Source organism: Weissella minor, assembly GCF_001437425.1.
Taxonomy (GTDB): domain Bacteria; phylum Bacillota; class Bacilli; order Lactobacillales; family Lactobacillaceae; genus Weissella; species Weissella minor.
In genome coordinates this window covers 188,940-201,660 of sequence record NZ_JQCD01000031.1, presented here as the reverse complement: position 1 = coordinate 201,660, position 12,721 = coordinate 188,940, and the positions used below count along the sequence as shown (strand labels likewise).

At 38.3% G+C, this 12,721-nt stretch carries 14 protein-coding genes and 1 pseudogene; 2 read left to right on the top strand and 13 right to left on the bottom strand.

The genetic code is table 11. The features are described 5' to 3' along the window. Positions 1-14: 14 nt before the first annotated feature. Positions 15-1,031 (bottom strand): zinc-binding alcohol dehydrogenase family protein, encoded by a 1,017-nt coding sequence (locus tag IV67_RS08495; protein WP_057789126.1) that lies wholly within the window; start codon positions 1,029-1,031, stop codon positions 15-17. A gap of 186 nt (positions 1,032-1,217) precedes the next feature. Between IV67_RS08495 and IV67_RS08490 the strand changes: the two genes are divergently transcribed. Continuing rightward, positions 1,218-1,583, top strand: a complete 366-nt coding sequence (locus IV67_RS08490; protein WP_057788990.1) for a winged helix-turn-helix transcriptional regulator — start codon at positions 1,218-1,220, stop codon at positions 1,581-1,583. A gap of 49 nt (positions 1,584-1,632) precedes the next feature. Here the strand turns inward: IV67_RS08490 and IV67_RS08485 are convergent, their stop codons facing one another. The 6 genes from IV67_RS08485 to IV67_RS08460 all read right to left on the bottom strand — a co-directional run bounded on the left by IV67_RS08485 (position 1,633) and on the right by IV67_RS08460 (position 6,457). After that, positions 1,633-2,151 carry a PadR family transcriptional regulator gene (locus tag IV67_RS08485; protein ID WP_057788988.1) on the bottom strand — a complete coding sequence of 173 codons (519 nt, stop codon included), beginning with the start codon at positions 2,149-2,151 and terminating at the stop codon, positions 1,633-1,635. A 98-nt stretch (positions 2,152-2,249) separates the two neighbouring features. Continuing rightward, positions 2,250-3,815 carry an MFS transporter gene (locus IV67_RS08480; protein WP_057788986.1) on the bottom strand — a complete coding sequence of 522 codons (1,566 nt, stop codon included), beginning with the start codon at positions 3,813-3,815 and terminating at the stop codon, positions 2,250-2,252. A 115-nt stretch (positions 3,816-3,930) separates the two neighbouring features. Then, entirely contained in the window at positions 3,931-4,266 is a 336-nt protein-coding gene (locus IV67_RS08475; protein ID WP_057788984.1) for an ArsR/SmtB family transcription factor, read from the bottom strand. Between the two features lie 8 nt (positions 4,267-4,274). Continuing rightward, the gene (locus IV67_RS08470) at positions 4,275-5,186 is read right to left on the bottom strand and encodes an NAD-dependent epimerase/dehydratase family protein (protein ID WP_057788982.1); all 912 of its coding nucleotides are present in this window, start codon (positions 5,184-5,186) and stop codon (positions 4,275-4,277) included. Positions 5,187-5,286: 100 nt separating this feature from the next. Beyond that, the gene (locus IV67_RS08465) at positions 5,287-6,012 is read right to left on the bottom strand and encodes an SDR family NAD(P)-dependent oxidoreductase (protein WP_057788980.1); all 726 of its coding nucleotides are present in this window, start codon (positions 6,010-6,012) and stop codon (positions 5,287-5,289) included. A 13-nt stretch (positions 6,013-6,025) separates the two neighbouring features. After that, positions 6,026-6,457 carry a hypothetical protein gene (locus IV67_RS08460; RefSeq protein WP_057788978.1) on the bottom strand — a complete coding sequence of 144 codons (432 nt, stop codon included), beginning with the start codon at positions 6,455-6,457 and terminating at the stop codon, positions 6,026-6,028. A gap of 108 nt (positions 6,458-6,565) precedes the next feature. On the opposite strand from IV67_RS08460, the gene IV67_RS08455 reads away from it, so the two are divergent. Continuing rightward, positions 6,566-7,402 carry a helix-turn-helix domain-containing protein gene (locus IV67_RS08455; protein WP_057788974.1) on the top strand — a complete coding sequence of 279 codons (837 nt, stop codon included), beginning with the start codon at positions 6,566-6,568 and terminating at the stop codon, positions 7,400-7,402. 129 nt (positions 7,403-7,531) lie between these two features. On the opposite strand, the pseudogene IV67_RS08450 reads toward IV67_RS08455, so the two are convergent. The 6 genes and pseudogenes from IV67_RS08450 to IV67_RS08425 form a co-directional block, all read right to left on the bottom strand. Continuing rightward, positions 7,532-8,886: pseudogene (locus IV67_RS08450) on the bottom strand (MFS transporter). A 298-nt stretch (positions 8,887-9,184) separates the two neighbouring features. After that, positions 9,185-9,499, bottom strand: coding sequence for a hypothetical protein (locus IV67_RS08445; protein ID WP_057788972.1), 315 nt, complete (start codon positions 9,497-9,499; stop codon positions 9,185-9,187). Continuing rightward, a complete protein-coding gene (locus IV67_RS08440; protein ID WP_057788970.1) occupies positions 9,493-10,206 on the bottom strand; it encodes a hypothetical protein in 714 nt (237 codons plus the stop codon). Before IV67_RS08440 ends, IV67_RS08445 begins: the two co-directional genes overlap by 7 nt. 304 nt (positions 10,207-10,510) lie before the next feature. After that, positions 10,511-11,341, bottom strand: coding sequence for a hypothetical protein (locus IV67_RS08435; protein ID WP_057788968.1), 831 nt, complete (start codon positions 11,339-11,341; stop codon positions 10,511-10,513). Between the two features lie 13 nt (positions 11,342-11,354). Beyond that, complete coding sequence (locus IV67_RS08430) at positions 11,355-11,756, bottom strand: helix-turn-helix domain-containing protein (protein ID WP_057788966.1); 402 nt, start codon at positions 11,754-11,756, stop codon at positions 11,355-11,357. A 105-nt stretch (positions 11,757-11,861) separates the two neighbouring features. Beyond that, entirely contained in the window at positions 11,862-12,716 is an 855-nt protein-coding gene (locus tag IV67_RS08425; protein ID WP_057788964.1) for a methyltransferase domain-containing protein, read from the bottom strand. Between the last annotated feature and the right edge of the window lie 5 nt (positions 12,717-12,721).

Sequence of the window (12,721 nt, the reverse complement as noted above, 5' to 3'; positions counted from 1 at the left end):
TATTGGCCTAACACCTATTTTTCCCAACCAGTTAAAACAACTTTCCCGACCATTTTACCGGATTCAACATCTGCATGTGCTTTGCGCATATTCTCAGCATTAATCGGACTGTAATGAATTTTATCTAATGTTTGCAATTTACCATCTTCATATAGCTTCGCAATTTCATCCAAAATTTCATGCTGTGATTCTAAATCAACCTGATAATAAGACTTACTATACATCCATTCCCAGGCGAATGTAGCACGTTTCTTGGTTAATTTTTGCAAATCAATCAAGCGATGGTTTTCAGTTGTTGCTGCAATCATCCCATTAGGCTTAATAACTTCTGCAATCTCATCCCAATGGGCATCAAGATTATTCAAATTCAAGACATAATCAACATATTGTAACCCCAAGGCATGCACTTGCTTAACCAAATCTTGATGATGATCAATCACCTCGTCTGCCCCTAGCTGTTCAACCCAGGCTACTGAATCTGGTCGTGAAGCTGTTGCAATCACTTTGAGTCCGGCCAGTTTAGCCAATTGGACGGCCATTGAACCAACACCACCGGCACCGTTAATAATCAAAATCGTTTTATCCGCATTATTACCCCATGTGATATGCAATTTTTCAAAAAGTGATTCATATGCGGTCAATCCAACCAATGGAACCGCTGCGGCAGATTCATCGTCTAAATTCTTTGGTGCATGACCAACAATCCGTTCATCAACGACTTGATTTTGCGCATCACTCCCTGACTTCGTAAAGTCACCAGCATACCAAACACGATCACCTTTTGCGAAAAGTGATACTTCTGAGCCTGTATCAATCACAGTCCCCACCGCATCCCATCCAATAATTTTTGGATGCTTTAAGGGCTTGGGACGACCACCTTTACGGACACCAACATCAACTGGGTTCACTGATACACCGTCAACACGTACTAATAAATCATGACCACCAACCGTTGGTACTGGTAATTCAATATCCTCAAAACTCTTTGCATCTGAAATTGGTAAATGTTGGTAAAAGCCAACCGCTTTAATGTTATTTGTCATCTTCCAAGCCCTCCTCGCTTTACTAACTACTATGTTAGACCTTTCGTTCAGCAATGGAAGACGTGAATTTAAAGGCACTAGGTGCAGATTAATTCACCTACTTGTTGCAACAAGTGCTAGGATAGATATATGAGGGGAAGTTTAATATTAAAATTTGGAGGTACTGTCATTTTGATGCGCGAAGTTTATGATTGTGATTTAGGTTGTCCCGTTCAAAACACTTTACAATTTATTTCCGGTAAATGGAAAAGTGTGATTTTGTATCATTTGTTTGAAAATAAAGTCCTTCGCTTTTCCGAATTTGAAAGCAAGCTTCCCTACGTTTCCAAAAGAATGTTAGCTAAGCAACTAAGTGAATTAGAAGCTGATGGGCTCATCGATAAAACCATCTACCCAGTCGTGCCTGTTAAGACTGAATACCGTTTGACTGAATTTGGCAAATCGCTGTATCCCGTTATCCGGGCCATGGAAATTTGGGGCGATGATTATGCCCAAATGGTTGCTCGTGAAGCAGAAGCTCAAGCAAATTCAGATGAATAAATCAAAAGCGCCAACGTAATGCCGTTGGCGCTTTTTTATGGACTATTTTCTAGCTGATCTCTGCTAATCTTTTTTCAATCACTTCAATCGCAGCGCGGTAGTACGCCATTCCGTACTCAACAGTAAATAACTGATGATCGGACATCCCGTCATTGCGCCACTTTTCGATGTTTTCAACAAGCTGCTGCAAACTTGCTTGTTTCCGTACTAATTCTTCTTTCAAAAAGGTCACATCATTTCCACTATCCAGCGACGCACCGAAGTATAATTTCATTAAAAAATCAGACTTTAAAACTTCAGGTTCTGTCTTTTGATTGACGGCTTGATTAAATTCCGTTTTACCTAAGTCAGTAATATAAAAAACATTTTTATTGGGTTTGTCATCTTGGCTAATGGTTTCTTTAGAAACCATTTCAGCCTCTTCTAACTTCTTCAAAGTTGGATAAATCATACCAAATCCACCATCATAAAAATGATGCAATTGCGTCTGCACAATTTCTTTAATTTGATAACCCGTTAACCCACCTCTTGTATTCAGTAAACCAAGTATCACATGCTTACCTTTCATCGTTTACTCCTTTGCACACACTGTATTCAACTTTGATACAAACATATAATTGCGCTTGATTGAACATTTTTCATCTTAATTCAATAATCATACCATTTTCATTCACTAATTTTCTGGTTTTTCCAAAAAAGCAATGTGCAAAATGCACTCAATATTAAGAATGGCAAGGCACTTTTGTATAAATTTTTAAAAGCCTTCATCATATTTGCTTCCGCTTCTTTTTTAATCTTTATAAGCGTCATATTAATACGCACATCTATTTTTTTATCACCGGTATGCTTTTTCGGAATTTGTTGTGTTTGATTATTATCTTTAAGCGCTTGCCTAGACTTATCAATCAACACTGATTTTATCTGATTTGGTACTGGTAATGCCCCAATCGACTGTTCCATATATTGATTTGATTGTTTTTGGGCATTATCAATATTACTATATAAGCTTGTCACAAAAATGGACACCGCTAATACCGTCCCCACCTGTCTCATCACACCTGCAACACTCTGCGATGCAGAAAGTAATTCACCTGTAAAATCTGATGCGGCTAAAATCGTAATTGGTCCTGTAATGAGTCCGTATCCTGCGCCAATCAATGCACCATCTAAATAAGCATATAGCTGATTCTCCAGTCCATTATACCCAAAGCCCAAGTACCCCAAAGCCATCAACAAAAAACCTAATGTAATCAACTGTTTTGCTCCTATTTTTTTAAGTGAAAATCCAGCAATCGGTGACATGATAAAAATGAATATCGTAATTGGTAAAAGCATCAAAGCTGCATGCAAAGCATCAAAATGCGCTACCGTCGTATAGTAGGTCGGTAAAATAACCGTAATCGCAACCAAAAAGAGATTACTTAAAACGATAACAATTGCAGCACCATTAAACTGCCTATTCGTGAATAGTTCTAATGGTATCATTGGTTGCATTGTTCTTTTTTCGATGATTATAAAAACCACAAAAACTAATAGCGCGACTATCATAGTACCCACTGACGCGACACTCGTCCATCCCCAAATACGCCCTTGTGTTAAAACAAGCGTCAAACTGACTAGAAAAATAATACTAGTGATTGATCCTGCTATATCAAAATGTTTATTTTGTCCGGTTGCTTCATGCAGATTCAGAACGAAACGACCCGTAAACAAAATCAAAATAATAATTGGTACGTTAATTAAAAAAATCCAACGCCATGAAAATAGTTGCGTTATAACCCCACCAATAATTGGTCCTAGTGCCGCCGCTAGCCCCTGAGTCACACCTAATAGGGCAATCATACCCGTACGACTATCTTGTTTAACTTGTTCAATTCCCAATGTCATCGATAATGGAAAAACAAGCGCTGCACCAATACTCTGAATCGCTCGACCTATAAGTAACATAGGTAAAGCATTTGCCATTCCTGACAAACATGATCCACTTCCTAACAGCAAGAAGCCGAATAAAATTGATTTATTCATTCCCCATTTTTCAGCAATACGGGTCAATGGAATCGTTAAACTCGCAAAAAGTATCGTATAGATATTTATCGCCCATGACAAATTATCTAGACTTGTGGAAAATGACTGACTAATTTGCGGCAACGCAATGTTCATAACCGTTGTGTCTAACATACAAACAAATATACCGCTCACAAATATGCTAATTTTTATCATCTGCTTTTCCATCTGACGTCGCTCCTATTTTTTATATTAATAATGTTAATATAAACATAATCAATAATACTGTCAAGGAAGATATGCGTACACTAAAAAACCAGCCCATGTGTGAGCTGGTTTTTTATTAGCAAGTTATTTTAACTAAATCATCGGTTAATTGTTTTATCTTTGCGACATTGGCTGGAACATTATCTAAAAAGTAATAGCTTTGTGTGCCTTCTTTTTTAAAACTGATAATTCCAGCTTCTCGCAAAATTTTAAGATGATGCGAAACAGCTGGTCGCGACAAATCAGTTAATTCCGTTAAGTCACGTACGCATAACGGTGCTGACTGATAGGCATTGATTAAGTGTGAAAGTAGCATTAACCGTTTTTTATCACCCAAGGCAACTAAGATGTCTGCAACTTCAGTAATATCTTGATTGATATCAACTGCTAATTGATCATGGTTTGTCATCATACCAACCTTTATTTATCAAAAATTTGGCGCACACCCTCATCAAAAGAGGTCACCTTGAAATCTGGAAATTGTTGCTTAAATTTATCAGAATTGAAAATATTATCATCTTGATAACGTGGCAATAATTCCAATAATTCTTGTGCATTTTTATTAAAATGACTGCCGACTTTAAACACAGCCATTGGTAGTGTTTGATAACGAACCTTATGGTCAAGCACTGACTCTGTCTTTTGCATTAATGCATCGTATGAGATTGGTTCGTCCGTAGGCAGATGCCATGTTTGACCATATGCTGAATCAGTATTACCCAATAAAGCTAGCGCACGACTTGCATCAGGCGTCCAAATCAACGTGCGTAATGCTTGCGCATTCAAAGGAACAATTGCACGTTTTCCAGCTTTTATGCGATCAAAAACCATTGTGTTGGTAATACTTTGTGTATGGTTAGGTCCATAAAACTCAGGTGCGCGTCCAATCACTGCTTCGATAATACCGGCTTGCATCGCCTCTAATAACATCGTGGTCATTTCAGCTCGAATTGTCGATTTCGGTCCAACCGCATCAAATGAACTATCCTCTAACTGTACATGTGACGCTTTAGGATACATATACGTATTATCGAAGTACGCTAATTTAGCTCCTGTTTCATGACATGCTTTAATCACATTCTTCAAAATTGTCGTAAATTGGCTTTCCCAAAGATTATAGGGCAATCCGACTGTAAAATAGACCACATCACTGCCTTCGATGGCATGTAAGGTCTCTTCATACTGGTTCAAGTCTGCGACAACGAGTTCGTCCGTCTCGTGAATCTTCTCCGGATGTCTGCCAACTAAACGAATATCATGTGTGTAATTTTGATAAAGTTCCTTGGCAACTTCTGTACCGATTTGTCCATTACTACCTAATACTGTCTGCATATTATCCCCTTGCGTGTTTTTATATACTTTTTGTAAGCTTTATTCAGTATAACGCATTGGTTTAAATTTTTAAACCTTTATGGTAATAAAATAAGTTAAGTTATTGGATAACATTCGTGACAATCGCCTTTGCTCGCTCAAAATTATATTTATTTGAATTCAACACAATCTTTTTTCCTTTATCATCAAAAAAAGTCCCAGTCACATGCGCTAAATCACTATCGTTCATAAGATACTTTACAACCGGAACTTCTGTGTTTACCAATGTCTGTGTGTAAGGCATTAAATTACTCTTGACCTCACCTGGGAAAAAACTGTTTACAATAATCTGTTCGTCTCGTAATAGCTCTGACAGATAAATCATTAACAAGGTTTTATGGGTTAAAACCCATCCAGCACGGGCGATAGGACTATTCTGTTGTTCATTAATCGGTAATAATTGAATGGCTTTCGGATTACCTGTAACAAGTAAGATTCTACTTCGCGTCAACATAGGCTTTAATGCCATAACTAAATCATAGTGCGTCCTGAAATTAATTTGTCTATTTTCTCGCACGTCATTTGTAACGGCACCCGCTGCCAATATCACCCCATCCAGTTTGGTAAATCGTTGCTTAACGACATCTGCTAAATAAGTAATTCCTTGATTAGTTCCCAAATCTGCAGCTATAAATGAGACATTGGCATCCCCTAACGTTCGCACCGCATGCGCGCCTTTCGCCTCATTTCTGCCAACAATAATCAAATGCGTATCATCCGTAATTAATTGTTTAGCACTGGCGTACCCCACACCTGAAGTTCCACCCGTGATTAAGATGTTTTTCATAATTGATTCTCCTTTAAAGCACCGATTTTAAGCGAACGTCAACTATCTTTTTAACACTCGTTAATTGCCTTCTAAACACACGCTTTAAATAGCAAACTTGCAAAAAAGAATAATGTCTTATGTTATCGACCAAAAATTCTTGTTTCAGCAGACTTACTTCACTATTCATAGACTCAACCGTAAATTCAATATAATAAAGTTGGTTATCTTTTTCTAAAATATACAGGATACAATTATGTCTTAATTCCATTTCAAATTGGAGTGTTTGTACGATTGACCCCTGCATCATTCTAATGACATATTTATGCGTATCAACCGGCTTAACTGCTACGATGTGCTTATTTTGTGACAACATCTGCACCACATCTAGATTCAGCAATTGTTCCATGATCACACTGTTAGTCCCATTTATTTTAATTCGATTCATAAACAGTTCGTCTACCATCAATAAGCCCCTCTCATTTCCTAATTTGTAATTCTTATCCTAGCATTGCTAACGCATTGTTTTTATAATGTGTACTATAGTCACATTTAACTGAACTGAGGCGGTATCATGAAATCTGGAGAATTGATTAAACAGTTAAGACAAGAACGGAATATTAAACAAAAAGACCTTGCTGAAGGCATTCTTTCACGATCAGCTATTTCGAAGATTGAACATGGCGAACACGAACCATCATTTGATACGGCTATGAAGCTTATAGACCGGCTAGGGGTTACATTATCTGATTTTGAAAGACTCTATTTTGACCGTACAAGCGTGTCTTTGCTCGCGCAGTACTTTACGAATATCACTGACACGGCTCCCAATAATTATCATATTCAGAAAATTGAATCATTGCGTAAACACAGGCATCAAAACACTGTCAATGATACCGTTAATGACATATATATCATCGTGGAGAACTATAAAGACTTATCAAATAAGGAAATCAATATGCTCAGAGAAACTGTTCTGCCCGTTTGGCATCATTTTGAAAAAATTGATTCTTGGCAAAAAACAGATTTATACATTATCAATGATATGTTGTTTTTCTTTCAATTAACAGATGCCATCAACATCACGACGCGTGCCCTATCAAAGATTGATACAACTTATCCTGAGCTAGTTGACCTCAAAGCCTCCTTCTTAAATAATCTTGGATTATTATGTCTCTTAAATGCTGAATATAAACAAGCCATAACTTACTTTTCACAGTCCATTGCGCAAGCTAAACTAGTCCATCGTTACGATATTTCGATTACAGCTAAAATTAGAACTGCTCTGATACAGCAGCATTCCGATGAAATAAAGCATCAACTGAAGTTATTGGCCGATTTAGATGACCAAGAATTGCTTAATCGTACAAAGCATGAGTTAGCTCTTTTAAAAAGCCGGATAATGGCATAGGTTGGCAAGCGGTTTTCTAAATTCGGCACCGTAACAATAAATGCACCTGCTGTACATCCCTTTTTTCCCTAAGAAAAAACCTGTCCCAAAATTGGAGACAGGTTTTATTTAATTATTCATATTAAACAATTAGCTCATTTGATTCAAACGCTCTTCTTCTTTCAGAATCCGACGTTCATGCATAACAAGGTAAATCGTTAGAATCAATACCAACCCAAGCGCGATAAAGATAACAACGGCATTTGCACCCCAACCAAACTTCTCAATCAATGAACCAATCAAAGCAGTGGCACCAACTTCTCCCAATACATATTGGAAGAAACCGATGAATCCAGTTGACACACCGACGGCAAAATTAGGTACAGCTTCATTAATCATCAAACCGATTAATGTTGCAGGTGCATAAATTAAGCTTCCCATGAAGAATAGATCAACTGTAATCAACGTCTTGTTGCTACTCATGAAATAAATCAATAGCGCGATACTTAAACCAACCAAACAGAATAGACAAACCAAGGCACGTTGACCCTTTAACTTATCGGAAAGCATTCCAGTAATAATCACACCTGGCACAGCGGCAATTTCAAAAATTCCAACCAACCACTTGGCAAAATTTGGACTAAATCCCTTCGTTGGTAAGTAACTTGGAATCCAGCTCATCACACCATAACGGATCAAATAAATAGCCATTGATGTTAATGCCACAGCCCAAACAATTTTATTCATCAAAATGTACTTCACGAACACTTGCACAATTGATAAGTCAGTTTTATCGGCGATAGCATTTTCACCACTATCAGTTAACTCGACATCATTTGACCAAGTTCCAACATCAGGTAAACCTTCTGTCTCAGGACGTTCAGAATTAATCAACAACATAATTGTCGCAATTACGGCAGAAACAACAGAAGCTGTTAAGAAAATAGCAGATAATGAACCATTAAATAAGTATGCTCCTAATTCAACTGTCATCACACACAAGAAGGCCCCAGCGTTGTGGGCTGAAGACCAAATGGCATACGCCGTTCCACGATTCTTTTTTGAAAACCACAAACTAATTTCACGCTGACAAGCGGGCGCACCCATTGATTGAACGGATGCCATCAAGAGCATCAATCCCATAATGACATAAAAATTATGCGTAAACGCTAGACCGGCATTGAAAATTGCTGATAAATATAAACCTAAAGCCAAAAAATATTTCGTGTTCGCCTTGTCAGCCAACGCACCCATAAATAATTTAGAAATCCCATACCCAATTCCAAAAGTTGAAAGAATCAATCCAATTTGTGCAATTGAAAACCATATTCCTTCATAATTGCGCCTTGTTCAGTTGTGAAAACTAGACGAATAATATAATAAGCAATGTAAGAAAAACTAGTGGCAACCAAAACGCCAATTTGTTTTTTCTTATAGGTGCTATCAATCTTATCTTCCGGAACTCGTTCTGTTGCATCCGGTGATGCAAGTAACCAATTAAACATCCTACTCCTCCTACGAAGCATTCAAAAACCCAAGTAAATGTAAGCGCATTCATTTAAGCGCATGTTTCATGTTAGACCTCTAAATTATGCTTGTCAATTCAAAGTTACAGTATCTAACAAATTGTGCCCTGACAAGGGTTTAAACGTTTTTTCGAGTTTGAAAATTTCACCTAAATTCACAGGTAGCATCAAAAAAATTGGTTAGCCGTGTAACGGTACACTGCCGCCACCTGCTAACCAATTTTCTACGATTAAATTTCACTGTCTTGCATATAGCAATCTAATCACATGCTGTTCACTACTTACCCAATTTTTGCACAAAAGTTAACATTAATACCATTGCACAAACACCACTAATCCCTAAATGAATCCATGCCGGTGTCACATCCCACATGCCATTGATCAACATCGCTAAATTAACGCCAACGAATATACCAGCGAACCAATGATAGTCAGCCTTCGAATGATTTTCTGTACTTGTAAATACCAATCCTCCTAATACCGCTGCTTCAAAGCGATAAAACCAACTATTTTCATGTCCAACCATCAACGCTAATAGCATTAAGAAACCTAAAGTTAAATATATCCACTTTAGTTGTTTTGTTGTTACCATAATTCAATCCAGCCATTATTTCGCTTACGGTCATGTGCATCAATTCGATGCGCAATAATTGATCCTGGCGAATAATAGCCTAAGGCAAGGTCGAGTGCTGCACTTGCATAACCTGCTGCACGCCCTAAGCCCATCCCTCTCATTTTATTTACAACTCGTTGCTGAACAATTCGCTTAGCTGCTGCACGCCCTTTACGACGTACCAATGCTGCCGCTGCACCAACACCACCCCCAACACAGGCCGAAATCACAATGTCTAAGACTGCCCCTAAAAATCGTGTTGAGATTTTACCATGACGTGCGGCCAAGACTTGTTCGCCGGACAACACATTCTGATGATTCCGATCAATAGCACTAATTAAGGCTTCTGTTGCTAATTGTGTATTCGCATAATACGCTTGTTTGGAATCGAAAAATCCTCTCAAAACGTCTATTGCGGATGCCTCATCTACTTTAGATAATCCCATTCTTTGAGCGGCAATTTCAATACTTTTCTCAAATTGAGATAATGCTTCCCCTGAAAGCTTCTGCACATCAATTGCCCCAGAAATTTGAGTCATCGATGTTTCAATATTCTCCGGCACAAACGAATTTTGTGCACTTAGAATATTAGCCCCTGCTTGTTGTGTTGGTACGACAAAAGGCACTGTACTTCCTAAAAAAATTGTTGCAACTGTTGTATAAGTCATTTGTTTAATCAAGCGCATCTCATTATTCCCCCGTTTAACATTGATGGTTCAGTCTCAACACTCCTTTCCTGTATTTCACCAACCTGGTGACATCAATATAAACGCGATTTGTTTGAAAATTTGCACAAATTAACTTTATTAATTTACCCTAACTCGACCCAAAGGAACATAGCCGTGCTTTTACAAATACATATCCATTCTCTCAGTGACTTATCAAAGCATGACGAATATGCAATCTCCGATACCCTGTTAAATAAAAATAAGCGACTGTAATCCATATTTAAGATTACAATCACTTATTTTGTTTGCTTATGTTATTGATTCAGGAAACACGATAAATTTTTTCATCAATCAAATCAAAAGGTGGCCGCGTTGCATTAATCGCATCAAGTTCATTTAATGTTGCTGACTGCCAAAAAATTTCAGAATCTGTCGCACCCTTAAATTCGCCAATCACCAAAAATGTAATTTCAGGGTGTTCTTGCCGTATCTTTTGGAGCACTTGCCAATCGATGTCACTTGTATCAGGCGCCCAACTCATCAAAATCGCCTCAACTTGATTCCCATATTTATCAATAGCCGCTAATGCATCCAAATTCTCAACTAAAGTGACCGGTGTCACTGCATCCACTGGCTGATATTGCCAGTCTTGATTATCTGTCGCAATAATTGTTTGATCCGGTCGTAACGCCCTTAGGCCAGCTGATAAATACCCTTGACCAGCCATTATCTCTAAAGTAGATTTGCCAGCCAACTCTTTTGATAAAGCTCCTAAGAACGTTGGGGTCAAATACGCATACAAATTGAAATCTTCAATGAATTCATCACGAATGTTTTGTAGACAATAGTCCACTTGTTCGAGTGCCTCGCGTAATTGCTCCCACAAAGCATTTCCCTGCTCCGGTTGCTGCGGATAACGTGCTAACACATAGGCTTGTGTAGCTGCAATATCGGTTTCTGTCACAGCCATATCATGTAGTGGTGGCGGAAATTCGCCTTGGTTAATGGCTTTAACCGCCGTCTGCGCTAATTGTAACTTGTCTTTAAGGCCTGGAATATCTTTAAATAAGATAAAAAAATCAGCTAACGCATCGAGATAATCGATATACGCTAGCTGACGCCCAGTCCCAAATGATAAATGACTTTCTGACATTTCTCTTTGGCTCCTAAAATAGGTTTTCTTGATGGTTGATGGTCACATCCCCATCCTTTAATTCAGTTGCTGGGTTCAGATACGCATTAACATATTGAAAAATATCAAAACGTTCTTGATCAGTTAACGGCTTTCCATTAAAATCAATTTCCTTACCCGATAAAAATAGTAAAGATAAATCAGTCTTCTCAGCCATTGTACGACCAACTAAAAAGTCTAATGAAACATTGAAGAATTCGGCTAACTTGCAAACTTCAAGATAAGAAGGTGAGCGGTCGCCACGTTCCCAATTACCAATTTGTGCTGCCGTATTTGGTTTTTGACCAGGATCTAACTGCTGATTCATTGCATCAGCTAAGTTTTCCAATGTGATACCACGGCCTTTTCGTAATTCACGCAAACGATCTGGAAACATGCTGCAACACCTATTTTCCTTTACTAAAATTTAATAATCATAACTAAAACCATTTTACCGAACTCTCCGTTATTTTTCCACAGTTTTATGTGGAAAAGATGCATTTCATCCCATATTCTCGACAATTAACACGGTCACATCTACCGTTACGTTAGATATTGGGCTAGTTTCAGCTAATTTTTGTGCTTCTGGTCGTGCTCCCCAATGCAAAGGTGTCATATGCAAGAGGTCCACATAACAGTCTGTTGGAATTGGCCATTGGTATGTCGTCTCGATGCGGTTCGCATTCGGGTAACGTTCCATAAAGCGTGCTAAGACTTTTTCATTACTATACGTATGATTTGGTGAATCCACTGGATAAAGCATTTCTCTTAATTCATGTAAATAACCAGCATTCGGAATCACTTTAATTAACCGGCCCCCATCTTTTAAGACGCGATCAAATTCGTCATACGCGCTTGGGGAGAAGAATTCAACAATCGTATCAATACTTGCATCGGCTAATGGTAAATGTGCTAAATCAGCGACCATAAAAAATGCTTGGGTTGGCAATTGTGTTGCTAAATTCACACCTGCTTTTGAGATATCAAAACCAATGCCAGTATCTTGTTCACCACGTCGTGCCAATAATTTAGCTAATGGCGAGCCTTCTCCCGTTCCAATGTCCAAAATTGTTTGTGCTTGTGGTTCCAATGCATCTGCTACGGTTTGAATAATGCCGTCAAATAGACCTTCTGAAAGGACATGTCGGCGTGCCTCTAACATGCCATCGTCATATTCCGTATCAACCGTGCGGTTCAAAAAATTCAACGTACCTTTTTTGTTGAGATCCATACGATGTCCATTCGGACACACAAGGCTATGTCCTTCTACTTGTTCATAAGCACGATGACAGGTGGGACATTGAAAAACCTGCGTATGCGCTTCTATAAATTTCGTTCCCTGTTCAATTTTTTTCATTATTT

Excerpts from the sequence above, each read along its gene's own strand:
- IV67_RS08490 (WP_057788990.1), top strand. The coding sequence starts at position 1,218 with ATGCGCGAAGTTTATGATTGTGATTTAGGTTGTCCCGTTCAAAACACT.
- IV67_RS08485 (WP_057788988.1), bottom strand. The coding sequence starts at position 2,151 with ATGAAAGGTAAGCATGTGATACTTGGTTTACTGAATACAAGAGGTGGG.
- IV67_RS08480 (WP_057788986.1), bottom strand. The coding sequence starts at position 3,815 with ATGGAAAAGCAGATGATAAAAATTAGCATATTTGTGAGCGGTATATTT.
- IV67_RS08475 (WP_057788984.1), bottom strand. The coding sequence starts at position 4,266 with ATGATGACAAACCATGATCAATTAGCAGTTGATATCAATCAAGATATT.
- IV67_RS08470 (WP_057788982.1), bottom strand. The coding sequence starts at position 5,186 with ATGCAGACAGTATTAGGTAGTAATGGACAAATCGGTACAGAAGTTGCC.
- IV67_RS08465 (WP_057788980.1), bottom strand. The coding sequence starts at position 6,012 with ATGAAAAACATCTTAATCACGGGTGGAACTTCAGGTGTGGGGTACGCC.
- IV67_RS08460 (WP_057788978.1), bottom strand. The coding sequence starts at position 6,457 with ATGGTAGACGAACTGTTTATGAATCGAATTAAAATAAATGGGACTAAC.
- IV67_RS08455 (WP_057788974.1), top strand. The coding sequence starts at position 6,566 with ATGAAATCTGGAGAATTGATTAAACAGTTAAGACAAGAACGGAATATT.
- IV67_RS08445 (WP_057788972.1), bottom strand. The coding sequence starts at position 9,499 with ATGGTAACAACAAAACAACTAAAGTGGATATATTTAACTTTAGGTTTC.
- IV67_RS08440 (WP_057788970.1), bottom strand. The coding sequence starts at position 10,206 with ATGCGCTTGATTAAACAAATGACTTATACAACAGTTGCAACAATTTTT.
- IV67_RS08435 (WP_057788968.1), bottom strand. The coding sequence starts at position 11,341 with ATGTCAGAAAGTCATTTATCATTTGGGACTGGGCGTCAGCTAGCGTAT.
- IV67_RS08430 (WP_057788966.1), bottom strand. The coding sequence starts at position 11,756 with ATGTTTCCAGATCGTTTGCGTGAATTACGAAAAGGCCGTGGTATCACA.
- IV67_RS08425 (WP_057788964.1), bottom strand. The coding sequence starts at position 12,716 with ATGAAAAAAATTGAACAGGGAACGAAATTTATAGAAGCGCATACGCAG.